This is a genomic window from Pseudomonas sp. URMO17WK12:I12, from assembly GCF_000514395.1.
Lineage (GTDB): Bacteria > Pseudomonadota > Gammaproteobacteria > Pseudomonadales > Pseudomonadaceae > Aquipseudomonas > Aquipseudomonas mucoides.
The window spans coordinates 1-25,446 of the sequence record NZ_AZVV01000020.1 but is presented as its reverse complement, the minus strand read 5'-3'; the positions used below and the strand labels follow the sequence as shown (position 1 = coordinate 25,446).

At 60.2% G+C, this 25,446-nt stretch carries 25 protein-coding genes; 9 read left to right on the top strand and 16 right to left on the bottom strand.

The annotated features are described in order from the left end of the window. Positions 1 to 147: 147 nt before the first annotated feature. Positions 148 to 1,494 (top strand): DEAD/DEAH box helicase, encoded by a 1,347-nt coding sequence (locus D882_RS0125310; protein ID WP_027925824.1) that lies wholly within the window; start codon positions 148 to 150, stop codon positions 1,492 to 1,494. Between the two features lie 68 nt (positions 1,495 to 1,562). Here the strand turns inward: D882_RS0125310 and D882_RS0125305 are convergent, their stop codons facing one another. From D882_RS0125305 to D882_RS0125295, 3 genes are all read right to left on the bottom strand, one after another. Continuing rightward, positions 1,563 to 1,838: a hypothetical protein gene (locus tag D882_RS0125305; protein WP_027925823.1), complete on the bottom strand. Its 276-nt coding sequence runs from the start codon at positions 1,836 to 1,838 to the stop codon at positions 1,563 to 1,565. 91 nt (positions 1,839 to 1,929) lie between these two features. Continuing rightward, positions 1,930 to 2,400 carry a GyrI-like domain-containing protein gene (locus D882_RS0125300; protein WP_027925822.1) on the bottom strand — a complete coding sequence of 157 codons (471 nt, stop codon included), beginning with the start codon at positions 2,398 to 2,400 and terminating at the stop codon, positions 1,930 to 1,932. A 185-nt stretch (positions 2,401 to 2,585) separates the two neighbouring features. Beyond that, positions 2,586 to 3,320 (bottom strand): thioredoxin family protein, encoded by a 735-nt coding sequence (locus tag D882_RS0125295; RefSeq protein ID WP_027925821.1) that lies wholly within the window; start codon positions 3,318 to 3,320, stop codon positions 2,586 to 2,588. A gap of 178 nt (positions 3,321 to 3,498) precedes the next feature. Here D882_RS0125295 and D882_RS0125290 point away from each other — a divergent pair, with 178 nt between their 5' ends. Then, the gene (locus D882_RS0125290) at positions 3,499 to 3,888 is read left to right on the top strand and encodes a hypothetical protein (protein WP_027925820.1); all 390 of its coding nucleotides are present in this window, start codon (positions 3,499 to 3,501) and stop codon (positions 3,886 to 3,888) included. A 121-nt stretch (positions 3,889 to 4,009) separates the two neighbouring features. On the opposite strand, the gene D882_RS0125285 is transcribed toward D882_RS0125290, so the two are convergent. The 3 genes from D882_RS0125285 to D882_RS0125275 form a co-directional block, all read right to left on the bottom strand. Then, positions 4,010 to 4,879, bottom strand: coding sequence for a DUF6279 family lipoprotein (locus tag D882_RS0125285; RefSeq protein ID WP_027925819.1), 870 nt, complete (start codon positions 4,877 to 4,879; stop codon positions 4,010 to 4,012). 65 nt (positions 4,880 to 4,944) lie between these two features. After that, positions 4,945 to 5,661 (bottom strand): TorF family putative porin, encoded by a 717-nt coding sequence (locus tag D882_RS0125280; RefSeq protein WP_027925818.1) that lies wholly within the window; start codon positions 5,659 to 5,661, stop codon positions 4,945 to 4,947. Positions 5,662 to 5,869: 208 nt separating this feature from the next. Then, positions 5,870 to 6,058: a hypothetical protein gene (locus D882_RS0125275; RefSeq protein ID WP_017337097.1), complete on the bottom strand. Its 189-nt coding sequence runs from the start codon at positions 6,056 to 6,058 to the stop codon at positions 5,870 to 5,872. A 353-nt stretch (positions 6,059 to 6,411) separates the two neighbouring features. On the opposite strand from D882_RS0125275, the gene D882_RS0125270 reads away from it, so the two are divergent. Both D882_RS0125270 and D882_RS0125265 read left to right on the top strand, forming a co-directional pair. Further along, entirely contained in the window at positions 6,412 to 7,248 is an 837-nt protein-coding gene (locus tag D882_RS0125270) for a S1 RNA-binding domain-containing protein (protein ID WP_027925817.1), read from the top strand. Between the two features lie 97 nt (positions 7,249 to 7,345). Beyond that, positions 7,346 to 8,278, top strand: coding sequence for a DMT family transporter (locus D882_RS0125265; RefSeq protein ID WP_027925816.1), 933 nt, complete (start codon positions 7,346 to 7,348; stop codon positions 8,276 to 8,278). On the opposite strand, the gene D882_RS0125260 is transcribed toward D882_RS0125265, so the two are convergent. Further along, entirely contained in the window at positions 8,223 to 9,404 is a 1,182-nt protein-coding gene (locus D882_RS0125260) for an MFS transporter (protein ID WP_027925815.1), read from the bottom strand. The genes D882_RS0125265 and D882_RS0125260 overlap by 56 nt on opposite strands. A gap of 103 nt (positions 9,405 to 9,507) precedes the next feature. Here D882_RS0125260 and D882_RS0125255 point away from each other — a divergent pair, with 103 nt between their 5' ends. Beyond that, the gene (locus D882_RS0125255) at positions 9,508 to 10,401 is read left to right on the top strand and encodes a LysR family transcriptional regulator (protein WP_027925814.1); all 894 of its coding nucleotides are present in this window, start codon (positions 9,508 to 9,510) and stop codon (positions 10,399 to 10,401) included. A 139-nt stretch (positions 10,402 to 10,540) separates the two neighbouring features. Next, the gene (locus tag D882_RS1000000133365) at positions 10,541 to 10,669 is read left to right on the top strand and encodes a PA1414 family protein (RefSeq protein ID WP_003184145.1); all 129 of its coding nucleotides are present in this window, start codon (positions 10,541 to 10,543) and stop codon (positions 10,667 to 10,669) included. Positions 10,670 to 10,875: 206 nt separating this feature from the next. On the opposite strand, the gene D882_RS0125245 is transcribed toward D882_RS1000000133365, so the two are convergent. The 6 genes from D882_RS0125245 to speB all read right to left on the bottom strand — a co-directional run bounded on the left by D882_RS0125245 (position 10,876) and on the right by speB (position 16,486). Continuing rightward, positions 10,876 to 11,127 carry a phosphopantetheine-containing protein gene (locus D882_RS0125245; protein ID WP_027925813.1) on the bottom strand — a complete coding sequence of 84 codons (252 nt, stop codon included), beginning with the start codon at positions 11,125 to 11,127 and terminating at the stop codon, positions 10,876 to 10,878. A 55-nt stretch (positions 11,128 to 11,182) separates the two neighbouring features. After that, complete coding sequence (locus tag D882_RS0125240; RefSeq protein WP_027925812.1) at positions 11,183 to 11,908, bottom strand: MBL fold metallo-hydrolase; 726 nt, start codon at positions 11,906 to 11,908, stop codon at positions 11,183 to 11,185. Between the two features lie 85 nt (positions 11,909 to 11,993). After that, the gene (locus D882_RS0125235; protein WP_027925811.1) at positions 11,994 to 13,373 is read right to left on the bottom strand and encodes a sodium:solute symporter; all 1,380 of its coding nucleotides are present in this window, start codon (positions 13,371 to 13,373) and stop codon (positions 11,994 to 11,996) included. A gap of 164 nt (positions 13,374 to 13,537) precedes the next feature. After that, positions 13,538 to 15,049, bottom strand: coding sequence for a cytosine permease (locus D882_RS0125230; protein WP_027925810.1), 1,512 nt, complete (start codon positions 15,047 to 15,049; stop codon positions 13,538 to 13,540). 54 nt (positions 15,050 to 15,103) lie between these two features. After that, entirely contained in the window at positions 15,104 to 15,526 is a 423-nt protein-coding gene (locus D882_RS0125225; protein ID WP_027925809.1) for a nuclear transport factor 2 family protein, read from the bottom strand. A gap of 9 nt (positions 15,527 to 15,535) precedes the next feature. Continuing rightward, entirely contained in the window at positions 15,536 to 16,486 is a 951-nt protein-coding gene (speB, locus tag D882_RS0125220) for an agmatinase (RefSeq protein ID WP_027925808.1), read from the bottom strand. A gap of 289 nt (positions 16,487 to 16,775) precedes the next feature. Between speB and D882_RS0125215 the strand changes: the two genes are divergently transcribed. Further along, positions 16,776 to 17,669 carry a LysR family transcriptional regulator gene (locus D882_RS0125215; RefSeq protein ID WP_007945995.1) on the top strand — a complete coding sequence of 298 codons (894 nt, stop codon included), beginning with the start codon at positions 16,776 to 16,778 and terminating at the stop codon, positions 17,667 to 17,669. A gap of 3 nt (positions 17,670 to 17,672) precedes the next feature. After that, positions 17,673 to 18,269, top strand: coding sequence for a tRNA-uridine aminocarboxypropyltransferase (locus tag D882_RS0125210; protein ID WP_027925807.1), 597 nt, complete (start codon positions 17,673 to 17,675; stop codon positions 18,267 to 18,269). A 131-nt stretch (positions 18,270 to 18,400) separates the two neighbouring features. Here the strand turns inward: D882_RS0125210 and D882_RS0125205 are convergent, their stop codons facing one another. Genes D882_RS0125205 through D882_RS0125195 form a run of 3 tightly spaced genes read right to left on the bottom strand, consistent with a single transcriptional unit; the run spans position 18,401 to position 23,314 of the window. After that, complete coding sequence (locus D882_RS0125205) at positions 18,401 to 19,768, bottom strand: HlyD family type I secretion periplasmic adaptor subunit (protein WP_027925806.1); 1,368 nt, start codon at positions 19,766 to 19,768, stop codon at positions 18,401 to 18,403. Positions 19,769 to 19,777: 9 nt separating this feature from the next. Beyond that, a complete protein-coding gene (locus tag D882_RS0125200; RefSeq protein WP_027925805.1) occupies positions 19,778 to 21,937 on the bottom strand; it encodes a type I secretion system permease/ATPase in 2,160 nt (719 codons plus the stop codon). A gap of 18 nt (positions 21,938 to 21,955) precedes the next feature. After that, positions 21,956 to 23,314, bottom strand: coding sequence for a TolC family outer membrane protein (locus tag D882_RS0125195; RefSeq protein WP_027925804.1), 1,359 nt, complete (start codon positions 23,312 to 23,314; stop codon positions 21,956 to 21,958). A 594-nt stretch (positions 23,315 to 23,908) separates the two neighbouring features. Here D882_RS0125195 and D882_RS01000000131415 point away from each other — a divergent pair. Then, a partial coding sequence (locus D882_RS01000000131415; RefSeq protein ID WP_032833671.1) for a retention module-containing protein occupies positions 23,909 to 25,446 on the top strand: 1,538 nt, incomplete at its 3' end.

The window sequence follows — 25,446 nt, the reverse complement described above, 5'->3', positions numbered from 1 at the left end:
ATTTAAGAGGGTTTGGATGACGTTTGAAGACAAATCAGGCAACAAAAAGCCACTGTTTATCGTCGTTTTCGTAAAGAAACTCGGCCTGAGCGCTCGAAACCGTTACCCTATGCAGCTGTTTTTTTGTATTTCTTCGAGGTAGCACCCGTGTTTTCCCAATTCGCCCTGCACGAACGCCTGCTCAAAGCCGTGGCCGAGCTTAAATTTGTCGAGCCAACGCCAGTGCAAGCAGCGGCTATTCCGCTGGCGCTCCAAGGGCGTGACCTGCGGGTGACTGCGCAAACCGGTAGCGGCAAAACCGCTGCCTTCGTCTTGCCGATCCTCAACCGTCTGATCGGCCCGGCGAAAGTCCGCGTCAGCATCAAGACCCTGATCCTGCTGCCGACCCGCGAGCTGGCTCAGCAGACCATCAAGGAAGTGGAGCGCTTTGCGCAGTTCACGTTCATCAAGTCCGGCCTGATCACCGGCGGTGAAGACTTCAAGGTCCAGGCCGCCATGCTGCGCAAGGTGCCGGACATCCTGATCGGTACGCCGGGCCGGATGATCGAGCAACTGAACGCCGGCAACCTTGACTTGAAAGAAGTTGAAGTGCTGGTCCTCGACGAAGCCGACCGCATGCTCGACATGGGCTTTGCCGACGACGTACAGCGTCTGGTAGCTGAATGCACCAACCGCCAGCAGACCATGCTGTTCTCCGCCACCACCGGCGGTTCGGGCCTGCGCGACATGGTGGCCAAGGTGTTGAACAACCCTGAGCACCTGCAGGTCAACAACGTCAGCGACCTGAACGCGACCACCCGTCAGCAGATCATCACCGCTGACCACAACGTGCATAAAGAGCAGATCCTCAACTGGCTGTTGGCCAACGAGACCTATCAGAAGGCCATCGTGTTCACCAACACCCGGGCCATGGCCGACCGCATCTACGGTCGTCTGGTGGCGCAGGAATACAAAGCGTTCGTGCTGCATGGCGACAAAGACCAGAAAGACCGCAAGCTGGCCATCGACCGCCTGAAGCAGGGCGGCGTGAAGATCCTCGTTGCCACCGACGTCGCCGCCCGCGGCCTGGACGTGGATGGCCTGGACCTGGTGATCAACTTCGACATGCCGCGCAGTGGCGACGAATACGTTCACCGTATCGGTCGTACCGGCCGTGCCGGCAACGAAGGCCTGGCGATCTCGCTGATCTGCCACGGCGATTGGAACCTGATGTCGAGCATCGAGCGCTACCTCAAGCAGAGCTTCGAGCGCCGCACCATCAAGGAAGTCAAAGGCACCTACGGCGGACCGAAAAAGGTCAAGGCTTCGGGCAAAGCCGTTGGCGTGAAGAAGAAAAAAGTCGACGCCAAAGGCGACAAGAAGAAAACCGGCGCCAAGGCACCGACCAAGCGCAAAATCGCCAACCGCCCGAAGACCGACGCTCTGTCGCTGGTCAGCAAGGACGGCATGGCGCCGCTCAAGCGCCGCAAGCCGGAAGCGCCAGCTGCTGAATAAGCCGTTGTCGTGACCCAAAAAAACCGGACGGATGTCCGGTTTTTTTATGCGCGGGATTTGTCGGTTGATCAGCTCTCGGCCTTCTTGTCCGCCGTCTTCAGTTCCTTCAAGCGCTGATCAATCAGCTGGCACTTGTCCGGCAAATCCTTGCTCGCTGTGCCCAGGTCCATCTTCTGCAGCTCGGCATTGATCTCTTTGGCTTTGGCCGGATTCTGCTCGGTGAGCTTGGCCACTTCCTGGGCCAGTTGCTCGCGCTTGGCGGTGGCTTCCTCTGGGGTGCAGGCCCAAACGGGGAGGGCGCAGGCGAAGGTGGTGACGAGGGTGATGTTCAGCAGGGTTTTCATAAGTGAGCCTCAGTTCCGGTTAAGGCGGGTTAACCGGTTGAGGGTTGATGGCCTGGAAAAGTTCAGCTAATTGACCACCGCGTCTTGGGTGCTACTGGTCCTTTATGGCGATGCACATGTCCATTTCCAGTACACCGCTGTTCTCATCATAAGAAATCTCCACCGGGTAGCGTTCAAACCCAGGACGCTGGTCGTAGGCCAATCCGCTTTGCGGCATCCACTGTCCACAGAGTTCACCCCAAGCCGCCGGGATTTCACTGGCCGGGCCTTTGAAGTGGGCGACAGCGTAGCGGCCGCCGGGCAGATTAGTGACGGCAAACGGGTATTTCGGTTCGAAGTCGGCGGGCACTTCGACGCAGGCGTCGTAGCGGCAGTATTGCGCGGGTGTGGTGCTCGGGTCGTCGTGGCCGATGCCGTAGCGCACGCGGTTGAGCAGATTGTTTTCGATCATCCACGGGGCGACGGTTTCGCGCCAGAAGGTGCCGATTTCCAGACCGTAGGGGCCGGTGTAGCGCAGGTAGGCGACTCGGGCTGGGGGTAGGGTTTTCAAGGTGACGTTCATTGTCTGGGACCTTGGAGTCTGGTTCGTTTGAAGGGGCGGTGGCTGGGCGGGGCTCATCGTCGGAACGCCGCCCGGAGCAAGCTCGCTCCCACTGGGGATTTTTGGTGTTTTGAGATTGTGTGTTTGGCACCCATCCACTGTGGGAGCTGGCTTGCCAGCGATGGCCGCGGCTCGGTCTCTGAAGGCTAGCCCCCATGGCAGCAGCTGGCTGCGGCCTTTTCTTCATAGCGGTCGTGATGCCGCACCCATTCCATGATCTCTTCTTCGTTGCGGCCCTTGGGCGTGAGGTCGAGGTAATTGTAGGCGCCGACCAGCATGTCGAGACCCCGCGCATAGGTGGAATAGGTATGGAAAATGTCGCCGGCTTCATTGCGATAAAACACGCTCAAGCCTGGGAGTTCTTCTTCGGCCCCATCAGTTTTTTCGTAGTTGTAGGTGGCTTTACCGGCGGCGACCTCTTCGGCCCGCGCAGAGACGCCGAAGTCGTAGTTGAAATCGCAACCCTCTGACGACACCCAATCGAATTTCCATCCCATGCGCCGCTTGAAAGGCTGGAATTCGGCGAACGGTGCGTGGGAAACCGCCACGACGGCGATGTCATGGTGCACCAGGTGTTGGTTGGCGCCGTCGATGTGGTCGGAGAGGAACGAGCAGCCTGGGCAGCCTTCGTCCCATCCGGCGGCGAACATGAAGTGGTAGATCACCAATTGGCTACGACCGCCAAACAGGTCGGCCAGTTTCAGTTCGCCGTGGGGGCCTTGGAAGTGGTAGTCCTTGTCGATTTTCACCCAGGGCAGGGCTCGGCGTTCTGCGCTGAGTTTGTCGCGCTCCTTGGTGAAGGCTTTTTCGTGGGCCAGGTGTTGTTTGCGCGCGGCGAGCCATTCTTCGCGGGACACGACGGGATGATGCTGAATGTTCATTGGCTTTTCTCCTGCGGGGGGCTGGGAGGTGACTTACACAGCCTAGTCGTTTGACCTGTGCCGGATTCGACATACCGCCGGTCGGTGCTGTTCAGCGCTCCGGCTGAACGGCTGCGAGCGGTACCGGTCACAACTTAAGAAGGCCATCACAATCACGCGGTCTGGAGGTTGAATCAGGATGACGACTTATAACTGGGATTTGATTGAACGCTTGCTGCACGAAGTGCAAAACGGTGCCAGCAGCTTCACGCCACGGCCCTATGCCGAGCAGTACGTGGCGGAGAAAACGGCGGAAGGCGAGCAGACGGAAAACCTCGATCACCTGAAAGCGGTGGCGGGTGAGTACGAAAAGCTGCTGCTGGCACGTGGATACATCGAACCGCGGCCTGAGGATCAGGGCGGTTCCGGCTCGAATTACATTCTGACGCCGCGTGGCTCCAGTTTGTTGAGCCTGATCGACAGCAGCATTCCTGGGAATGACCATCCGCGTCAGGTGCTTGATGAGCAGGAAGATGCGCTGGATGCAGTGACGTTTGATGAAGTGGCGTCTAAAGCGCAGATTGCCTGAAGCCCACCACAAACTAATGTAGGAGTGAGCCTGCTCGCGATTGCGGTGTATCAGTTAACAGTAATTGACTGGTGTACCGCAATCGCGAGCAGGCTCACTCCTACGGGGGACCTGTGCCGGATTAGGATTGTTTGGCGGCTTTCAGGCACTTGAGGTCGTTGAAGTCTTTTCTCACGACTCCGATTTTCTTCAACAACCGCTGACGCTGGGCCGGTGTGCTCTCGGCCATCAAATCCACGATCAACCCACGCGCCTGAGCCTCGGTATTGGCGTAGGCCTGACGATAGGCTGGCGTCCACAAGCTCTCGCGATTGACCAGAAGTGTCTCGATTCGCTGTGGGAATTCGGGACTTTGGCGCTGGGCAACCGCCGCGCTGAACTGCGTCTGCCAATGCGCGCGGTTGGCGATCCATTGAGTGTTCTGATCACCCAAGGCCTTTGACCAAGTGACCACCCGTTGCTGCTGGGTAGGGCTTAGTGGGCCGAGCCAGTCATCCAGACGTTTTTCCATGCGATCGGCTCGTTGCTTGATCTGCTGATCGAGAGGCGGCTTGAGGTATTCGACCTGCCGTTTGCGCTGGTCTTTGGCGAAAGCGTCGTTCATTTCCGCGACTTGTTTGTCGTCCAGCCCCTGCAGCAACTCGATGGCCGACGGAGTAATTTCCCGCGCGGTCTGGGCAATCGCGGCTTTGGCTTCCTCGGTGCGGATTTGCAGGGCGTCGTCGGTGACCTGGTTGGTTTCGACCATGGTTTGCAGGCGATCCAGCCAATCCAGATACCCCGGCAGTTGTGTGCTGCAGTGCCAGCTCAGGTGCTCTTTGAGGCGCTCGTTGAGCCAGCCTTTTTGCTCGCCGTTCATGTCCAGATAGTCGCTGAGTGTCCATGGAATGATCACGTCGAGGTTGCGGTAGGCCAGGCCCACCCGGCTGCATGCGCCAAGGACGAGGCTCAAAATGATCAAAGCGGCGAAGCGAATTAGCCAGCGCGACATGGGCGGATCCTTGCGAAAGCCTGGGTATTCATGTGAACGCAAGATGAGCCCGGCAGTTCAGCCGTTCAATAAAACGCGTGTTCAGCCTTGAGAGTTACCAACCCGTCGCATTGGCCGTTGTGCCCGGAATAGGCTGAACAGTTGCTGCCGCTGAGGTTGGAGTCACTGTAGATGAGGTCCAGATCGATGCCCATGAATGGCCGGGAAAGTTGCACCGACCAGTCGGTAAAACTGTCGACGTACCCACCGTCGACCGACACCGGGGTGTAGAGCTGGTGGGTGGTGTATTTCATGCTGATCCCGATGCCGAACGGCTGGTTGCCTCCGAGGTCGGCGAACAGCGTTCTGTTCAGCTTGTCCGGGTCGTTGCTGAAGGCCGCGCCAAATCGGCTGCCGAGCAGGGTCAGGCCGCCGAAGAGCTCCTGGCTGTCGAGGGTGTCCACTTTCGGATAGCTGTAGTGGATCATGCCGACTTCGTAGCCGAGGGTTTGATCGAAGGGCTGTTTAAATCCCGCGTAGGAATCGACTTCGAGGTTTTTGCCCGGACTCAACCCCATGCTCGGTGCCCATTGGCCGACGTAGAAGCCACTGTCGTGGGTCAGGTCTAGGCCGCCATGGAATGAGCCGGTGCTGGAGGGTTTGACCAGCCCCTGGGCCATGCTGCGGCTGGGCGTGGTGCCGAGCTTGAGGTCGAAGTCGCCCAGTTCACGCTGGAAGATTTGCGCATTGGCGAGCGGACAGGCGAGTACTGTACAGAGCAGCAGGAGAAAGGGTTTGAGCATGCGTCACTCCATTGACAGCGAGGAGCAGGGATCGGGAACCTACTGGAACGCTTGTTCTAGACGTGTGCAAGGATACCGGCGAATGCTCGGCATTGAGGGCCGTTCGTCGTTTTCTGAAATTTAGAGGGGGTTGGCGGGGTGTTGCGAGAGGGTTCCAGTCCAAGCGCTTCGAAGCTCAAAGCGCTTTGGGACCAGTTAAAGCAGGGTGTTACTTCTTGCCGAGCGTGATCTGCTTGGACGGGCCGAACGTCTGGCCGCTGACGCCTTTGGCAATTTGCTGGATTTCACCACCGGACTTGAGGAACGCAGCAATCTGGTTGTTGATCGATTCGCTGGTTTCAACGGCTGGAGCTGGCTTTGCTTTGCTGTTGGATGCTTTTACACGCATGGCGGCCATTAACCTGTAGAAAATTAACTTGGCCAGGCATCGTACAGGAAATACTTGACAATTGCTTGGCTAATATCCCCTCAAAATACACCGCACAGGGCTGGAATTTATCTCAGGGTATTATCTGAAATAGGTCTCTAACACACTGTTTTAACTAACAACGTTGATGAAAATGGCCCGTGTTCGGGTGGGTTGGCAGGGGACAAAATCGCCTCGTCGGGCTGACGAGTGGCGAAGCCGTACAGGTCAACCCCTCAGGAAAATCAGGGATTGCGCAGTATTTTCGCCCGCCACCCGGCCGGCCGCCGAACGTCGCCCGCAAAACCGGGTAGAATGCCGCCCACGTAATGAGGGTATTTGAAATGGCTTTAGTCGGGCGTTACAACAGTTTGCAAGTGGTTAAACACACTAACTTCGGTTTATATCTGGACGGTGGGGCGGAGGGTGAAATCCTCTTGCCTAATCGTTATATCCCCAAAGATATTCCCAGCGAAGATGAAGACTGGCTCAACGTTTTTGTTTATCTGGACAGCGATGACAAACTCATCGCAACTACCGAAAAGCCGAAAGTTCAGGTCGGTGAATTCGCCAGTTTGAAAGTCGTTGAAGTCAACAGCATCGGCGTGTTCCTGGATTGGGGTCTGCCGAAGGACCTGCTGCTGCCGTACTCCGAAGAAAAACGCCAGATGACCGCCGGTGAGTATGTGGTAGTGCATGTCTACCTCGACAAGCACACCCGTCGCATCACCGCGACCGCGCGTCTGGACCGCTATCTGGACAAGACGCCGGCCAGCTACACACCGGGCCAGGAAGTTGATTTGCTGGTGGCCGAAGCGACCGACATGGGCTTCAAGGCAATCATCAACAACAAGCACTGGGGCCTGATCCACAAGAACGAAATCTTCAAGTTCATGCGCGCCGGCAAAGAAGAGAAGGGCTTTATCAAAGAAGTCCGTGCCGACGGCAAGATCAGCCTGAGCCTGCAACCGGTGGGCGAAGAAGCGGCCACCAGCCTCAACTCGAAGATCCTCGCCAAGTTGCGTGAAAACAACGGCTCCCTGCCGGTCAGCGACAAGAGCGACCCGACGGTGATCACCAGTATGTTTGGCGTCAGCAAGGGCAACTTCAAGAAGGCCATTGGTGCGCTGTACAAGAATGGCCAGATCGTCATTCATGCGGATCGCATTGAACTAAGCTGACCCTGCACCAACAGTAATGAAAAGCCCCGGCCCCGTGCCGGGCTTTGCTTTTTGACTACCGGGTTTCTGCCATGGATTGTGTTGTCGAGGTGTCACAGTGAGCGCCAGCCGGCGTAGCGCCGACGGGTTTGCCCTGCAGGTGATGATCGGGTTGTGCCTGATCTGGGGCGTGCAGCAGGTAATGATCAAGTGGGCGGCACCGGACATCGCGCCGGTCATGCAGGCGGCGGGGCGGTCTGGCATGTCCGCAGTGCTCGTCGGCTTGCTGATCTGCTGGAAAGGCGGCTGGGATCAGGTCGGCGCAACCTGGCGCGGCGGTTTGCTGGCCGGCGCGCTGTTTGGCCTGGAATTCTTTTTCATTTCTGAAGGCCTGCAACTGACGACGGCCGCGCACATGTCGGTTTTCCTCTACACCGCGCCGATTTTCACCGCGCTGGGCGTGCATTGGTTGCTGCCGAGTGAGCGTTTGAGGCCGGTGCAGTGGCTGGGGATTTTCCTCGCCTTTGTCGGGATCGCCATCGCGTTTGCCGGTGGCGTGTCCTGGGATAACCTCGATCACCGCATGTTGCTGGGCGATGCGCTGGGCGTACTGGCCGGCGCCGCGTGGGGGGCAACCACGGTGGTGGTGCGCGCTTCACGGCTGTCGGAAGCGCCGGTGACGCTGACCTTGTTCTATCAACTGATCGTCGGTTTCTTCGGCCTGATGCTGATCGCGATTCTCAGCGGCCAGGTCACTCACGTCAGCCTGACCACCGTGGCGGTGGCCAGCGTGCTGTTTCAGGGGGTGGTGGTGTCGTTCTTCAGTTACCTGACCTGGTTCTGGCTGTTGCGGCGTTATCTGGCGGCGAACCTGGCGGTGTTTTCGTTCATGACGCCGCTGTTCGGCGTCACGTTCGGCGTGGTGTTATTGGGCGAGGCGTTAAGCCTCAACTTCGTCATCGGTGCTGTGCTGGTCTTGCTCGGGATCACTTTTGTCAGCGCTGAGCAGTGGGTGCGCCGTCGTTTGCGCAAAGCCCTCGGGCAGTACTGAGCGGGCGCAGCAACAGGCCGCCGGCGATCAGTAATCCGCTGCCGGCAACCACCAGCGCGGGCTGCAAACCGCCACTGAAATGGCTGCTCAGGGCGGCCAGCAACGGCCCACTGAGCTGTCCCACGGCGAAGCATGCGGTCAGCAGCCCGGCGTTGCGCTGGGTGGCGTGGGGCGCCAGTTCGCGGGAGCGTTGCATCACCAGTTGCATGCAGGCCAGGAATGGCGTGCCACACAGCAGCACGCCCAACGCCAGACCCGTTCCGCTGCCCAACAGGCACGCGAAGACCCCGACAGCTTGCAGCCACAACGTGATCATCAGCCAATGGCGTGTGCCATTCGGGGATTGTCGACGCAGGCTCACCAGCAACACTCCGACAGCCGACGCCAGGCCGAAGCACGGCCAGAACAGGTCAGCCTGCCATTGCCCATGAAACTGCGCGTTGGCCATTTGTGAGAGGAATGTGGCGGGGATGATGTAACCCAGACCGTACAAGCCATAGATCACGCCCAATCGAGCGATGCCCTGATTGTTCGATGTGGCGGCGGCGGGCGCAGCCGCCACCGTTTCCGCAGGTTGTGGCAGGAACGGCAGAATCCCCAGCAGCATCACCAGCGCTACGCCGGCATACACCAGCCACAGCGTCGCGGAGGTCTGCCCCAGCAAGTTCGACCCTAAAGCCAACAAACCCGTTAGAAAAATCCCCAGGCCCGGTCCGGCAAACACCAATGCGCCCAGCCGTGGACGACCGGCTGCGGCCGCTAATGGCTGGCTCAGCGCGGTGATCATCACCAGCACCCAGGCGCTGGCCACGCCGGTGCCGAAACGCAGCAGCAGATGCGACCAGAACCCGTTGGCCCAGAACGACGCCAGGGTCAGCAGCACACACAGCCACAACCCGCCCAGCAAGCGCTGACGGACTTGCGCCGGCTTGCGCGAGAACATCGCATCCAATGCGCCGACGAAGTAGCCCAGGTAATTGGCGGCGGCAATCAGGCCCGCTGCGGTCAGGTCGATCTGACCTTCGCTGAGCAAGTGCGGCATTTGCGGGGTGAGGGCGAAGCGCCCGATGCCCATGGCCATCATCAGGGCGATAAAACTGGCGGTTAAGCGAATCAGCGGAGACATGGTCTGAGTTCCGGCAAAGGATCAATGACCGTCAGGCTAGGACTGATTGACTTTCTTTTAAAATGAATAATAGTGAGTAACTTGTTCTGATTTGGAGAAGATCGTGGAGTTCAGCCAATTGCGGATCTTCCAGGCCGTGGCGCAGGAGGGTTCGATCACCCGTGCCGCCGAGCGATTGCATCGAGTGCCGTCCAACCTGTCGACGCGTCTCAAACAACTCGAGGAGCAACTCGGCGTAGAACTGTTCGTCCGCGAGCGTCAGCGTTTGCAGTTGTCGCCTGCAGGAAAAGTCCTGCTGGACTACACCGCCAAGCTGTTCGCCCTGCATGACGAAGCCAGTGCTGCCGTGCAGGGTGGGCAACCGGCCGGGGACTTTGTGCTCGGCACCATGTACAGCACGGCGGCGATTCATCTGCCGCCATTGTTGGCGGGTTATCACCGCACGTACCCGGCGGTAAACCTGCAAGTGCAATCCGGGCCGAGCGGTGAGTTGCTTGAAGGCCTGCTCACCGGCCGGCTGGATGCGGCGCTGGTGGACGGCCCACTGGAGCTCGCGGGGCTGGACGGCGTGCCCTTGTGCGACGAACGGCTGGTGCTGATCACGGAGGCCGATCACCCGCCGGTGCGCAGCGCGCTGGATGTGGAAGGGCGCTCGGTGTTCACGTTCCGCCAGGGCTGTTCCTACCGCATGCGCCTGGAGGCCTGGTTCGCCCACGACCATGCAGCGATGGGCCGGGCGATGGAGATCGAATCCTATCCAGGAATGCTTGCATGCGTGATTGCCGGCTCAGGCGTGGCGTTGATGTCGGAGTCGATGCTTGCCAGCCTGCCGGGCCGTGAGAGTGTCGCGGCGCACCCGCTGGCCGAGCCGTTCGCCCGCGCGACGACGTGGCTGATGTGGCGCAAGGGCATGGTCGGGGCCAATTTGAATGCGTGGATCGAGCAGCAGCGAACGGTCTATCCGTGGGCGCCGGTTGAAGCCCAGGCGATTGCCTGAACGAACGGTCAGGTATTTTGTTCAATTCAGTAACAGATCATTGCGACTTTTGATGAGCATTGCGTAGGACTTCGGACTATTATCAGTGCGAAGCGGCCTCAGAATTCCGGTCGCTCGGCACTACCCTGAAGGGGGCACCATGAAAGAGAAAATCCAAAACTGGCTGCACGACTTGGGTGTTGCACTCGGTTTGATCGAACCGCCTCTGCAACCTGTGCCTATTCGGACGGACGACGAACAGCGCCGACGCCAGCCGCGCCGCCGGTAATCGCGCCGCATGTAGCAGCTGTCGAGCACCGCGAGGCAGCGTTCGGCTGCGCAGCAGCCGTAAATCCTGCATGCACGATCTACCTGACTCACGTCGAAACCTGACTCCACCGACGGCTCCGTCCGAACGCGACTCGCGCCGAACGCAGCCTCGCGGTGCTCGGTAGCTGCTACAGGGGCCAGCTGAATTTCAGAGACCGGGCACACTCAATGCCGCCCGATCTCCAGCAAAAACCGACTCAAATCATTCGCCGTCCTGGCGGTCTTGAGCATCCGGTCTTCTTCCGCCGTAAACGCCGTCAACCCCAGTTCATCTTCCAGATGGAAGATCAGGTCTTCAATGTCCGCTTTATCCAATCCCAACTCCACCAGACTGGCGTCGTCGCTGAAGTCATCGCGGCCCTCCAGCAAGCGGCTGATGAACTGATGGACGGCGAGGCGAACGGCAGCTCTTTTCATGGTTGCTCTTGGAGGGCGTTATTGTTGTTGTCCCTGCGCTTGAGTACAGCAGGCTTCAGCCGTGTGAGCGCTGCCACTCGTCAATCATCGTGCGCAAATGCTCACCGGAAAAACTGCCGAAATGCCCGCCATGCACTGTGCGGATCGGCAAGGCACGCAAGCGTTGCAAGCTGCGGGCGTAGGCATCGAGGTTGGAGTGGTAAGCGTCTTCGATCAGCGGTCCGTCATAGATGATGTCGCCGCTGAACAGCGTCTCCGTCGCCGCTTCATACAGGCTGATGCCGCCCGGTGAATGCCCCGGTGTGTGCAGTACCTGCAGCACGCGGTCACCCAAATCCAGCACATCACCTTCTTCAATCATGCCGGTGGCCGGCGCAGCCTTGACCCGGTATTCGGCGTAGCACAGCGGGCAATCGGGGTGAGCCTCGAACATGTCGTCGCCGACAAAGGCCTTGCTCAAATCGTTGTCGCCGTCCGGTGCGGCGAGGATGTCGGCCTCAGCCGGGTGCACCAGCCGTTCAGGAAACTCGTGATGCCCGGCGATGTGGTCGAAATGGCAATGACTCGCCACCGCCACCAGCGGCCGTTCAGTGATCCACGGCAATTGCTCGCGCAGGCTGACCAGTCCCGAGCCGCTGTCCAGCAGCAGGTCCTTGTCGCGGCCCTGAACGTGCCAGAGGTTGCAGCGATAGAAAGGTCGAATGTACGGCTCGTGAATCAGGCGAATGCCGTCGCTGAGCTGTTTGACTTCGAACCACTGATCGCGGCTGACGATCTTCATAAGCAGTTTCCTTCAGACGAAAAAAAACGGGTGTGGCAACCGACGCCACACCCGTCGAAGAAAGCATCAAGTCGTTATGTTCAGCTTAGGCGGCGCTGGCCAGCACTGCCGGGCGGCGGGACATCAAGCTCACCACCACGAACGCCACCAGACCTACGGCGAGGCTGTAGTAGATCGGCGAGTTGGCATCCAGACCGTCCTTGAACATGAACACCAGCGCGGTGGCGAAGCCCATGCCCATGCTGGCGATTGCGCCGGCGGTGGTGGCGCGTTTCCAGAAAATCGCGCCGATCAGCGGGATCAGCATGCCACCTACCAGCAGGTTGTACGCCAGGGTCAGGGCGCTGATCACGTCGTTCACGACCAGAGCGATGCCGAGTACGACAAGGCCGGTCAACAGGGTGAACAGGCGGTTCATGCCCAGGCTCGAGTGTTTACCGCCGCGCAGTTTTGGCAGCAGGTCTTCGGTCAGGGTGGTGGCAGCGGCGAGCAGGCCGGCGCTGGCGGTGGACATCATGGCCGCCAGGGCAGCAGCAATCACCAGGCCACGGATGCCGTCCGGCAGGGACAGTTTGACGATGGCGGCGAAGGCGTTGTTGACGTTGTCCAGGTCCGGGATCAGCACGTGAGCGGCCATGCCGATCAGGGCGCAGGCCAGGCCGTAAAGGATGCAGTAGACGCCTGCGAACGTACCGGCGACTTGAGCCACCTTGGCGCTCTTGACGGTGAACACCCGCTGCCAGATGTCCTGGCCAATCAGGATCCCGAAGAAGTAGATCATGAAGTAGGTGATGATGGTGTCCCAGCCAATCGTGGTGAAGCTGAAGGCCGTGGCCGGCAGTTTCAATACCAACTCATCCCAGCCGCCAACGCGGTACAGGCAGATTGGCAACAGGATGAACATCAGGCCGACGGTCTTGATCACGAACTGGACGATGTCGGTCAGGGTCAGGGACCACATGCCGCCGATCGCCGAGTAGATCACTACCACGCCACCGCCGACCAGTACCGAGACCCAGAACGGCAGGTCGAACAGCACTTGCAGGACGGTGCCGATGGCGAGGATCGAAACCACGCCGATCATCAGCGCGTACGCCAGCATGATCACCGCGCTCGCGGAGCGGGCCATCGGGTTGTAGCGTTTTTCCAGGACCTGGGTAACGGTGTAGATCTTCAGCTTCAACAGCGGTTTGGCGAGGAACAGGTTCAGCGCCACGATCCCGCAACCGAGGGCCGCGCAGAGCCAGAAACCGGAAATGCCATGGACGTAGCCCAGACGCACGGTGCCGACGGTGGACGCGCCACCCAGAACGGTGGCGGCCATGGTGCCCATGTACAGGCTCGGGCCGAGGTTGCGACCGGCGACCAAAAAGTCTTCGTTGGTCTTGGCCTTGCGCATGCCGTAGTAGCCGAGTATCAGCATCGCGGCGGCGTAGATGAGTACGACGAATAAATCCAAAGCCATTGTGGCGTGTCTCCGATTGTCTTTTTTATGGTGAAGCAAAAGTATTTCTGTAGGGCATCCCTCTGTGGGAGTGAGCCTGCTCGCGATAGCGGTCTTGCAGTCACATCAATGTTGGATGTGCTGCCGTCATCGCGAGCAGGCTCGCTCCCACAGTTGGATCAGTGTCAGGCGGGCTGACGGAGTTCAGGCTTTGCCATGGTGTGGCTGCCCTTGCTGCGTGAATCATTCGGGCCAAACACCGCGGCTGTTTCCGGGAACAGGCTCAGCAGCGCCAGGTACACCAGCGAGGCCAGGCCCAGGGTGACCGGCAGGCTGATGTCGATACCGCCGGCCATTTCGCCCAATGGTCCGACAAACTGCCCCGGCAGGTTCACGAAGCACAGGCCGATGGCCGCGCTCGGGATCCAGGCACCCAGGCCACGCCAGTTCCAGCCGTGGGTGAACCAGTAGCGGCCACCTTTCTCGCCGCGGGTGAACACTTGCAGGTCATCCGGGCAATAGAAGCCGCGACGCACCACCAGGCCGATGATCATGATCACCATCCATGGAGTGGTGCAGGTGATGATCAGCACGGCGAAGGTCGACACGCTCTGCACCAGGTTCGCCGCAAAGCGCCCGATGAAGATGAAGGCAATCGACATCACACCGATCAGCAGCGTGGCCTTGACCCGCGACAGCACGCGAGGGAACACGCTGGACATATCCAGCCCGGTGCCATACAGCGACGTGGTGCCGGTGGACATGCCGCCGATCACTGCAATCAGGCACACCGGCAGGAAGAACCAGCTCGGCGAGACAGCCAGCAAGCCGCCGACATAGTTGTTGGCGGCGATGTAGTCCGGTGCCTTGATCGCCACGATGGTCGCGGTGGCCAGGCCAAACAGGAACGGGATGAAGGTGGCGATCTGCGAGATCACCACTGCGGCCATGATCCGGCCTTTTGGTGTGTCACGCGGGATGTAGCGCGACCAGTCACCGAGAAACGCACCGAAGGAAATCGGGTTGCTCATCGCTACCAGTGCAGCACCAATAAACGCGGCCCAGAAACCTGGCTGACCCATGCTGACGGTGCCGGCGTAGTTCACATCGAAAGGACCGGCGAAGGCGAAGACACCCAGCAGGAACAGCAGGCTGGCGCTCCACACCGCGATCTTGTTGACCCACAGCAGGAAACGGAAGCCATAGATGCAAACGGTCAGCACCAGAATCGCGAACAGGCCGTAGGCCAGGCCCAGGGTCAGGTCGGTTTCCGGCAGGCCGATCAGGCGCTTGGCGCCACCGATCAGCGCATCACCCGAACTCCATACCGAGAGCGAGAAGAACGCGATGGCGGTCAACAGCGAGAGGAACGAACCGACGATCCGCCCGTGCACGCCGAAGTGCGCACCCGACGACACGGCGTTGTTGGTGCCGTTGATCGGACCGAACAGGCCCATGGGTGCAAGGATCAGCGAGCCCAGCAGCACGCCCAGCACAATCGCCAGCACACCGGCCTGAAACGACAGGCCGAACAGCACCGGGAAACTGCCGAGCACGGCGGTGGCAAAGGTGTTGGAACCACCGAAGATCATCCGGAACAAATCCGTCGGGCCTGCGGTGCGTTCGCTGTCGGGGATCTGTTCGACCCCGTAGGTTTCAATGTGCGTAAGGCTTTGGTCGTTGTTGTTTTTATTCATGATCAGCTCCGATCATAAAGGCGCGCTCATCGTGCGTGAGCGTCACCTGTTTGGCTAAGGGGTTGGCAGCCCTTCCGGCATCGCGGACAAATGTTCGTGGCAGGCCAGCCATAGGCCTTGTTGTTCTTGGCCAGACGCTTGTTTTTTGAAAACAATCGTCTCGCGCTCCTGGCTGAAGTGTTGCTCCCCTTGCATGCGCAGCTCGGTGGCCACGTCATGGATGAAAATCGCCACGTCACCCTGCAGGCTGACGAAGGCGTTGCTCGAGGTGCACGAAAGCACCTCGAAGCCATCCTCCGAGCGCCAGGTGTCCCACAACGCCTGATAGGCATCGCGCGACAGCAAAGGCTGCTCGAGGGTGTAGAAGACGAAGCTGGCATCGGTGCTGAACGCACCGAAGTAGGCTTCGCGATCGTTACGGGCGAAAGCGGACACCAGATCGGCGGCGGCTTTCAGCACCTGATCACGTTCGTTCATGACCAATCCTCAGCGGTGGACCACGCCAGGCAGTACGCAGAGCATTTCGTACAGCAGGTTGGCGGCCAGCAGCGAGGTGTTGCCGGTGGTGTCATAAGCGGGCGAGACTTCTACCAGATCGCACCCGACCAGGTCGAGGCCTTGGCAGCCGCGAACGATTTCAATTGCCTGAATGGTCGTCAGACCACCGATTTCCGGGGTGCCGGTGCCAGGTGCCCAGGCTGGGTCGATGCCGTCGATGTCGAAACTCAGGTACACCGGACCGCCGCCGACTTTCTCGCGAACTTCGGCCATCAATGGGGCCAGGGATTTGTGCCAGCACTCTTCGGCCTGAACCACACGGAAGCCCTGGTTACGGCTCCAGTTGAAGTCGTCAGCGGTGTAGCCCTGAGCGCGCAGGCCAATTTGCACCACGCGGTCGCAATCCAGAAGGCCTTCTTCGACGGCGCGACGGAAGGTGGTGCCGTGGGCGATTTTCTCGCCGAACATGTGATCGTTCACGTCAGCGTGAGCGTCGATGTGCACCAGGCCGATCTTGCCGTGCTTTTTATGGATGGCACGCAGGATAGGCAGGGTGATGGTGTGGTCGCCGCCCAGGGTCAGGGGGATCACATCGTGTTCGAGGATCTTGTGGTAGGACTCTTCGATGATCCGTACCGCGTCCAGCAGGTTGAACGTGTTGATCGCGATGTCGCCGATGTCAGCCACCGACAGCGAATCGAACGGCGCCGCGCCGGTCGCCATGTTGTATGGGCGGATCATGACCGATTCAGCGCGGATTTCGCGAGGCCCGAAGCGGGTGCCGGGGCGCAGCGAGGTACCGATGTCCAGTGGCACGCCAACGAAGGCAGCGTCCAGGCCGGCTGCGGTATCCAGGTGGGGGAGTCGCATCATGGTGGCGATGCCGCCGAAGCGCGGCATTTCATTACCGCCCAGTGGTTGGTGAAGAATCTTGTCCACGGGTAGGGCCTCATCGTCGTTGTTTTATTTATGTCGGTTGCACAGGTCAGGACAGACACAGGCACCGTTGGAGGCCGATTCTGCGAAATGTAGTGGCCGGGAAGAATCGCTACGGGCAAATACTTAGTTCAGATTTTTCTAAACTAATGGTTCTGGTGGCGATAGACTCGCAAAGCCCCGTAGCCGCTGACGAGCACCGCGAGGCTGCGTTCGCCGCCAAACGCAGCCTCGCGGTGCTCGTCAGCTGATACGGGGTCAATGCCTGTCTGTGTTTTTGCTGGAGTGCCCCATGGCCAACGCTTTACCCGACCTGAAACTATTGCGCATCTTCGTCAGCGTGGTCCGCCATCAGGGCTTCGCCAACGCCCAGCAAGAGCTCAACCTCTCGACGTCGGCCATCAGCACCTACATGAGCCAGCTCGAAGCGGCCCTGGGCCTGGTGCTGTGCCATCGCGGTCGCGGTGGGTTCAGCCTGACCAGCAAAGGCGAACTGTTCCATCAGGAAACCCTGCGTCTGTTGGGCGAGCTCGAAGGCTTCGAGCAATACGCCGCCGCCCTCAAGGGCGAGTTGCGCGGCACCCTGAACCTCGGCGTGATCGACTCCACCGTCAGTGACAAAGCGTTGCCCTTCGCCGAAGCCATCGGCGCCTACAGCCAGGAACACCCGGCCGTGCATTTGCATTTGTCGGTGATGAGCCCTTACGAATTGCAACTCGGCGTGCAGGACAATCGCCTCGACCTCGCCATCGGCGCGTTCTCCACGCGCATGAGCGGCCTGGTCTACATGCCGCTCTACCGCGAACAGCACTGGCTGTATTGCAGCAGCCGTCATCCGCTGTTCACCGAGCGGCGTATCCCCGAGCAAGTCATCACCCAGCAACGCATGGTCGGCCGGGGTTACTGGAGCCAGGCGGAACTGGCGCGACACGGTTTCAAACACAGCGCGGCCACGGTGGAGAGTATGGAAGCGCAGCTGATCCTGGTGCTGTCCGGTGCCTACATCGGCTACCTGCCGGAACACTACGCCCAGGCCTGGGCGGACAAGGGCGATTTGCGTGTGTTGCTGCCGGCGACCTTTGGTTATCAGGCGCCGTTCTCGATGATCGTGCGCCGTGGCCGCAGCCGCGAACCGCTGATCCAGACCTTCCGCGATTTGCTCAAAGCACAACTGAATCAGGCTTGATCGATGTCCAGAATCCAGTGTCCCCGTTGCCTGCGTCCGCAAACTCATTGTTTGTGCGCGCTGATCCCGAGCCTCGACAGCCGCACTCGGGTGCTGCTGTTACAGCATCCGAGCGAAGTGAATCACGCGCTCAACACGGCCCGGTTGGCAGCGTTGGGCTTGAACAATGCCGAGCTGATTGTCGGCGAGGTGTTCGAAGATTTGCCGGCGTTGTTGAATCAACCGGGTTATCAGGCACGGTTGTTGTTTCCGGGTGAGCACGCGCAGCCGATGCAAACGTATACGGCGACTGACGAGCCGCTATTGCTGGTGGTTCCGGACGGCACCTGGCGCAAGGCGCGCAAGATGCTGCACCTCAATCCGCTGTTGGCGGCGTTGCCGAGGGTGACGTTGGCGGAGGGTGGAGTGTCACGATACCGACTGCGCAAGGCACCGGGGCCGGGGGCATTGTCGACGGTGGAGGCAATTGTTCAGGCGCTGCAAACGCTGGAAGCGCCGGGCTCGTTTGAGCCGTTGTTGAAACCGTTCGAGGCGTTGATCGAGGGGCAGATTGCGGCGATGGGGGAGGAGACGTTCCAGCGTAATCATGGGCCGAAATGATCGCTGAATTTAAGGGCCTCATCGCGAGCAAGCTCGCTCCCACAGGGGATTTGTGAACGACACAGATCCAGTGTGGGAGCGAGCTTGCTCGCGCTGGCGGTGAAACAGTCACCGCAAACCCAAGCCAGAGACTACCGCTCGCGCATCGCCTCAGTCCGGGCCTTCAACACCGGTTTGAGCAGGTAATCCAGCACGCTCTTCTCACCCGTAATAATGTCCACCGTCGCCACCATCCCCGGAATGATCAGCAGCGGTTTCACATCCCCGCCCAAGTGGTTTTTATCCGTGCGCACCTGAATCAGATAAAAGCTGTTGCCCTTGTCATCGGTGATGGTGTCGGCGCCGATCAGTTCGAGCTTGGCGCTCAATCCGCCATAAATCGTGTAGTCATACGCACTGAACTTCACCATCGCTTTCTGCCCCGGATGCAGGAACGCCACGTCCTGCGGCCGCACCTTGGCCTCGATCAACAGGTTGTCTTCCAGCGGCACGATTTCCACCATGTCACTGCCGGGCTGGACCACGCCGCCGATGGTGTTGACCTTCAGCACTTTGATAATCCCGTGCACCGGCGACACCACCGTCGTGCGCGTCACGCGGTCATCGATGGCGATGCTCGACGCCGTGATTTTCGACAGGTCAGTGCGTTTCTCATTCAGCTCTTTCGCTGCGTCGGAACGGAAGGATTGTTCCGACTCGTCAATCTTGCTCTTGATCTCGTTGATCGCCGATTCCGCCCGGGGAATCGCCAGTGTCGTTGCGTTCAATGAACCGCGAATCTCCACCGCACTGCGTTTGAGGCGCAGGATTTCCACCGGTGATACCGCGCCGGTGCCCACCAGCGGCGTGGACATGTTCATCTCTTGTTGCAGCAACGCCAGGCTGGAGCTGAATTGCCCCTGTTTTGAGCGGAACTCTGCCAGTTCCTGGGTTTTTTGCCGAAGTTGTTCGCTCAGCGTGCGCTGCTCACTGGCGAGTCGACGCTGGCGCTGTTCGTACAGCGAGCGCTCGTCTTCGGCCACTTGCGGGGCCTTGGCGATCACTTCTTCTGACAGTTTGAAGGGGCGTCCTTCCGCTTCCGCCGACAGGCGTTCAACCTGCGCGGTCAGTGCATAACGATCCGCTTCGCTTTCGCCTTTGTTCGACAGAAATCGCGTGTCATCCAGGCGCAACAAGGTATCGCCCTTGTTCACCATTTGCCCTTCGCGCACGAAGATCTCGGTGACGATGCCGCCCTCCAGGTTCTGGATCACCTGGACCTTGCTCGACGGAATCGCCTTGCCTTCGCCCATGGTGACTTCCTGAAGCACCGCGAACTTGGCCCACACCACCGCGCTGATAATCAGCCCGGCAGCCAGCCACACGGTAATGCGCGACCAGCGCGGGGAATCCTGCAACGAGGCACCGGCCGTTTCCGGCATGAACTCGCTCTCGGCGGTTTTGCCGAAGCTGCCGAAGTAGCCGCGGTCCTTGGAGGTGTCGGACGATGAACGGGCCATGGGTAGCTCCTAGACAGCCGCAGAGCCGACGCGGCCCTTGCGCAGTGCATCGATGACCGCTTCTTTGGGACCGTCAGCGACGATCCGTCCGTTATCCAGCACCACCAGTCGATCCACCAGGCTGAGCATCGAGGTGCGGTGCGTCACCAGCAACAAGGTCTTGCCCTCGACCCAGGTGTGGAGCTTCTGCCGCAGAACATCTTCACTGCTGTTGTCCATGGCGCTGGTCGGTTCGTCGAGCAGCATGATCGGCGGGTCGAGCAACAGGGCCCGTGCCAGCAACACCGCCTGACGCTGTCCTCCGGACAGCAATTGCCCGCGTTCGCCGACCGGGCGATCAAACCCTTGCGGATGCTGGCGGGCGAGTTCGGTGACGCCGGTCAACTCGGCCACTTCGAGCATCCGTGAATCGCTGATGTAGCGGGCGCCGAGTGTCAGGTTGTCGCGCAGGCTGCCGGCCAGCAAGGGCAGGTCATGGGCGACGTAACCGATCTGTTGGCGCAGGTCGGCGACGTCCAGTTGCCGCAGGTCCAGGCCGTCAAGCAGCAACTGGCCCTCTTCCGGTGCGTAGAACCCCATGACCAGACGCGCGAGGGTGCTTTTGCCCGAACCGCTGCGTCCGATGATGCCGATGCGTTCGCCCGGCTTCATGCTGAAACTGACGTTGGACAGCGCTGGCGCGTTCTGGCCGTTGTAATGGAAGGTCACGCCGCTGACTTCGATCGCGCCTTGCAGTTGTGTGCGTTCCAGCGGCCGCTGTTTGGCGTCGCGCTCCTGCGGCAGGCCCATCAGCGCATCGGTGCTTTTCATAGTCAGCTGCGCTTGCTGGTAGCGGGTGATCAGCCCGGCAATCTGCCCCAGCGGCGCGAGTACGCGGCTGCCGAGCATGTAGGTCGCCACCAGCGCCCCGACGCTGAGGTTGCCGGCGATGATGCTGTAGACCCCGGCGACAATCGTTGCCATGCCGGAGAACTGCTGGATGAACAAGGTGCCGTTGGTGGCCAGCGCCGAGAGGTTGCGCGCATGGCTGTCGAGGCGGGTGAGGGCGCCGTGGGTGCTTTCCCATTTGTGCTGGCGCTCGCTTTCGGCGCTACAGGCCTTGAGGGTTTCCAGGCCGCCGAGGGTTTCGATCAGCAAGGCCTGGCGTTCGGCGCCCAGGCTCAGGCTTTTTTGCACGGTGTCGCGCAGGCGCACCTGGATCATCATCGCGAAAATGATCGTGATGGGGAACGCCAGCAGCGGAATCACCACCAGCCAGCCGCCGAGCAAACCGATCACCACCAGCATCAACACGGCGAAGGGCAGGTCGATCAGGCTGGTCAGGGTGACCGCGGTGAGAAACTCGCGCAGGCCCTGGAAGTCATGAATGCTTTGGGCAAAGCCGCCGATGGTCGCCGGGCGGGCTTTCATCGACATGCCAGTGATGCGCTCGAACAAGGTCGCTGACAGGATCACGTCGGTTTTCTTGCCGGCGGTGTCCAGCAAATGGGCGCGCACAACGCGCAACACCAGTTCGAAGCCGGTGCCGATCAGCAGGCCGATCGACAGCACCCACAAGGTCGAGGTGGCCTGGTTTGGCACCACCCGGTCGTAGGTCTGCATGACGAACAGAGGGACCATTAACCCGAGCAGGTTGATCAGGAAACTCGCCAGGATCGCATCGCTGTACAGCCACTTCGACAGTTTCAGCGTGTCGCGAAACCACGCTTCGACGCGCGGCACCAGGGGCGAGCGCAAGTCTTCGAGTTCATGGCGTGGCCGGGCAAACAAGGCCTGGCCACTGTAATTTTCGGCCAGCTCTTCACGGCTGACCCATTGTTCGCCACCGTCGGCTTCGCTGGGCAGGATCAGCACCTGACCGTTGTCACCAAAGCGTCGCAGGATGGCCGTTCGGCCGTTGTTGAGGATCAGCATCACCGGCAGGTTGAGGGCGGAAATATCCCCCAGTTCCCGGCGCAGCAGTCGCGCCTGCAAACTGGCCCGGGCCGCTGCGCGGGGCAGCAGGTCCAGGCTCAGGCGCTGTTTGTGCAGCGGTAGCCCCGCACTCAGGCTGGCGCGACTGACCGTCGCGCCGTGGAGTTTGCAGAGGATCAACAGACCGTCCAGAAGCGGGTCATCGAAGCTCAGCCGCGGATCGACACCGGTGTTGCCGGATTCCATGCTGGTCACATTGATCGCTCCAGTGAGCTACTTCAGTTCAGGCAAACGGGCTTCGTTCTTCACTTCGGTAGCGGCGATCGCATCGGCGGGCAACACCACCCGTTGCTTGCTCAGCAATTCACCCATACTGGCCAGCACGCGGTACATCGAGTATTCCTCGGTGTAGCGCACTTCGGTGTAGCGACGGTTGGCGTTGTAGAGCTCGTTTTCACTGTCGAGCAAGTCGAGCAACGTGCGTTGACCGAGACCGAACTGGTCCTGATACGCCACGCGCACTCGCTTACTGGTCTCAGCGTATTCGCGTGCGGTCGGGGTTTGTTTCTTCGCATTGACCATGGCGTTCCAGGCCAGGTGAATGTTCTCGTTGAGTTGGCGCAGGGCGTTGTTGCGGATGTCCATGGCCTGGTTGATCTGGTGCGCATCGGACGCCAGGCGTGCCTTGTCGCTGCCACCGCGGAACAGGTTGTAGTTCATCACCACACCCACGCGCCACTCGTTGTCGTGGCCTTCATCGCCTTGCACGTTGTTGTTCGCGCCCACGGCGGCTTCGGCGTCGAAGCGTGGGTAGAACGGCGACTTGGCAACTTCGTACTGGCTCTCAGCCGATTGCACGTCAGCCTGGGCGGATTTCAGATATGGGTTGTTTTCCACCATGCTCTGCTGGGCTTCTTGCAGGGAGGTGGGCAGTTCACCGCGGGTCGACGGCGGTGTTTCGAGCTCATCGGGCAGGCGCCCGACAACGGCGGCGAAGTTCGACTCGGCGTCCGCCAGATCGACTTCGGCGGTGTCGAGGTTGTTTTGCGCCAGTGCACGGCGAGCGCCGGATTGATCGGAGTCGGCGTTGCTGCCGACGCCACGCTGGGTGCGCAGGCCGATCTGGTCGTTGACGCGCAAGTGCGCTTGCAGGTTGTTGGTAGCCAGGGTCACCAGTTCGCGGCGCTTGAGCACTTCGAGGTAGACCTCGATGGTGCGCAGCGCCAGGTCCTGAGCGGTGCCTTGAGCGTAATAGGCCCGGGAGTTGACCACGCCTTTGGTGCGTTCGACTTCGTTCGCGGTGTTGAAACCGTCGAACAGCATCTGCCGCAGGCGCAGTTCCGACTGGGTGTAGTTGAGGATTTCGGTGTGGTGATTGCCGAATGCCCGGGTGTTGGTGTTATCGCTGTACCCGCGCCCGTAGGCGGCGTTCAGATCAACAGATGGATAAAAGCCCCCCTTGGCCACTTTCACCTGTTCATCCGCGGACAGGCGCGAATCCACGCGCGAGGCCAGTTCCGGATGGGTTGCGATAGTGCTCTGGATTGCCTCGGTCAACGACATGGCTTGAGCGCCGGAAGTGCAGGCCATGGCCAGCAGAACCGCGCTGCAGAGGGGGGTTAAAACGCGCATGGGTGCATCTCCCTGAATTCCTGATGGTGCTTATCAGTCGCCAATTATTTGACGGCATTTATAGGTAAAACCGTTTCACCCTTGTAACAACAGAGCTAAGAACATTCTAGAGAATAGCTAAGAAATTTTTCTCATAACCCTTATGCCAAAAAAAACTTATGCCGTCAGCAAAATCCAGCACATTGTTCAATACGAAAGCCTTTGAATTACGAGCTTTAGGGAGCTTTCAAAGGGTTCAGGAAAAGTTCCATCCACTTATCGACATAGGGCGGAGAAGTGCTGGAGGGGAGGGACGCGTAACGAGTTGTGGTGACGGTTTTTTGTCACTTTGATGAGTCAGGATCGTTACGCATCGCTCACCGGGCAAGTGCGACGCAATTGGGCCTTCGAAGCCATTGATTGCAGAGGGGTTTATCCCGCAGTCGCCGATGTTGCCGGTGAGCGACACGCTGGGCGAGGACATCGCCAGGGCAGCGGCTTACTCAGGTAAACGCGTCCTGCAGGCGATCCGCGCAGCCACCTGCTTTCAAACCATGAGCACATTCTTCGCTAAAAACAGGATGCCGACAGCGGTTGGCAGCGGAGGAAATGCACATGGCTACGCTCATCGGTATCGTCAGTAAAGTCATTGGTCAGGTGTTCGTGGTCGCGAGCGACGGTACCCGGCGCGCGGTGATCGAGGGCGATCATTTGTTCGCTGGCGATCAACTGGTCACGGGGGCCGAAGGCGCGGTGGCGGTCCATCTGCAAAATGGCAAGGAACTGACCCTCGGGCGTGGCAGCAGCATGCAGATGGACCCGCATCTCCTCGCCAACGAGTCGCCGCACCTCGGCACTTCAGAAGCGGTCACACCGAGCGAAGCGCAACTGACCGATGTCGAGCAACTGCAAAAAGCCATCGCGGCGGGCGCTGACCCGACGCAAACCGGTGAAGCCACTGCGGCCGGGCCGAGCTTCACAGGGGCGCCCAGTGGTGCGCAGGGCGGTGGTCACAGTTTTGTCATGCTTGAAGAAGTGGGCGGGAAGGTCGATCCGACGATTGGCTTCCCGACCGCTGGATTTGGCGGTATTCCTGAATTCCCTGAAGAACGCCATAACGCCGATGTCCAGCAGAACGCCGACGGCACCCCGGCCGTCATCGCTCCGCCACCAACGCCGGTCAATAACCCGGTCACGCTCGATGGCTTGTCGGTGGCGGGTGGCGAACTGACCGTCAACGAAGCCAACCTGGCCGACGGCTCAGCGAGCAATCCGGGCGCATTGACCCAGAACGGCACGTTCAGCATTTCGGCGCCGGACGGGCTGAGCAGCTTGAGCATCGGCGGTATTAACGTGATCACCGGTGGCGTGGCGATTGGCTTTCCGCAGTCGATCACCACGCAACTGGGTAACACCCTGACCATCACCGGTTACAACCCGGCCACAGGCGTGGTGAGTTACAGCTACACCCTCAACGGCAACGAAACCCATTCGGCCGGCGACGGCGCCAACGCTCTCAGCGAACAGTTCACCGTGGTGGCCGGCGACAGCAACGGCGACACCGCCACCGGCACGCTCGACGTCAACATCACTGACGACGTGCCCAAGGCTGTCGATGACAGCAACGCCAACACCGCGTCGGAAACCCTGCTGACCCTGACCGGCAGCGTGCTGCCAAACGACACCCAGGGTGCCGACCGCATTCCCACGGGCCCCAATAGCGGCCCGGTGATTGGCGGCACCTTCACCGGCACCTACGGCACCCTGGTGCTCAATCCCAACGGCACCTACACCTACACCCTGAACACCAGCGATGCCGATTTCAAAGCGCTGCACGGCGGCGGCAACGGCACCGAGAATTTCACTTACACCCTCACCGATTCGGACGGCGACACCAGCACCGCCACGCTGGTGCTGCAGATCCACAACAACGACGATCCGGTGACCATCGATGGCCTCACCGTCAACGGCGGCGAACTCACCGTCTACGAGAAAAACCTCGGCGACGGCAGCAGCCCTGATGCTCCGGCGCTGACCCAAAGCGGCACCTTCACCATCACCGCCCTCGACGGCGTGCAAACCCTGAGCGTTGGCGGCATCAACGTGGTGGTCGGCGGTGTGTCGTCAGGCTTCCCGCAATCCATCACCACCCC

Excerpts from the sequence above, each read along its gene's own strand:
- D882_RS0125305 (WP_027925823.1), bottom strand. The coding sequence starts at position 1,838 with ATGAAAACCCTGCTGAACATCACCCTCGTCACCACCTTCGCCTGCGCC.
- D882_RS0125300 (WP_027925822.1), bottom strand. The coding sequence starts at position 2,400 with ATGAACGTCACCTTGAAAACCCTACCCCCAGCCCGAGTCGCCTACCTG.
- D882_RS0125295 (WP_027925821.1), bottom strand. The coding sequence starts at position 3,320 with ATGAACATTCAGCATCATCCCGTCGTGTCCCGCGAAGAATGGCTCGCC.
- D882_RS0125290 (WP_027925820.1), top strand. The coding sequence starts at position 3,499 with ATGACGACTTATAACTGGGATTTGATTGAACGCTTGCTGCACGAAGTG.
- D882_RS0125285 (WP_027925819.1), bottom strand. The coding sequence starts at position 4,879 with ATGTCGCGCTGGCTAATTCGCTTCGCCGCTTTGATCATTTTGAGCCTC.
- D882_RS0125280 (WP_027925818.1), bottom strand. The coding sequence starts at position 5,661 with ATGCTCAAACCCTTTCTCCTGCTGCTCTGTACAGTACTCGCCTGTCCG.
- D882_RS0125275 (WP_017337097.1), bottom strand. The coding sequence starts at position 6,058 with ATGGCCGCCATGCGTGTAAAAGCATCCAACAGCAAAGCAAAGCCAGCT.
- D882_RS0125270 (WP_027925817.1), top strand. The coding sequence starts at position 6,412 with ATGGCTTTAGTCGGGCGTTACAACAGTTTGCAAGTGGTTAAACACACT.
- D882_RS0125260 (WP_027925815.1), bottom strand. The coding sequence starts at position 9,404 with ATGTCTCCGCTGATTCGCTTAACCGCCAGTTTTATCGCCCTGATGATG.
- D882_RS1000000133365 (WP_003184145.1), top strand. The coding sequence starts at position 10,541 with ATGAAAGAGAAAATCCAAAACTGGCTGCACGACTTGGGTGTTGCACTC.
- D882_RS0125245 (WP_027925813.1), bottom strand. The coding sequence starts at position 11,127 with ATGAAAAGAGCTGCCGTTCGCCTCGCCGTCCATCAGTTCATCAGCCGC.
- D882_RS0125240 (WP_027925812.1), bottom strand. The coding sequence starts at position 11,908 with ATGAAGATCGTCAGCCGCGATCAGTGGTTCGAAGTCAAACAGCTCAGC.
- D882_RS0125235 (WP_027925811.1), bottom strand. The coding sequence starts at position 13,373 with ATGGCTTTGGATTTATTCGTCGTACTCATCTACGCCGCCGCGATGCTG.
- D882_RS0125230 (WP_027925810.1), bottom strand. The coding sequence starts at position 15,049 with ATGAATAAAAACAACAACGACCAAAGCCTTACGCACATTGAAACCTAC.
- D882_RS0125225 (WP_027925809.1), bottom strand. The coding sequence starts at position 15,526 with ATGAACGAACGTGATCAGGTGCTGAAAGCCGCCGCCGATCTGGTGTCC.
- D882_RS0125215 (WP_007945995.1), top strand. The coding sequence starts at position 16,776 with ATGGCCAACGCTTTACCCGACCTGAAACTATTGCGCATCTTCGTCAGC.
- D882_RS0125210 (WP_027925807.1), top strand. The coding sequence starts at position 17,673 with ATGTCCAGAATCCAGTGTCCCCGTTGCCTGCGTCCGCAAACTCATTGT.
- D882_RS0125205 (WP_027925806.1), bottom strand. The coding sequence starts at position 19,768 with ATGGCCCGTTCATCGTCCGACACCTCCAAGGACCGCGGCTACTTCGGC.
- D882_RS0125195 (WP_027925804.1), bottom strand. The coding sequence starts at position 23,314 with ATGCGCGTTTTAACCCCCCTCTGCAGCGCGGTTCTGCTGGCCATGGCC.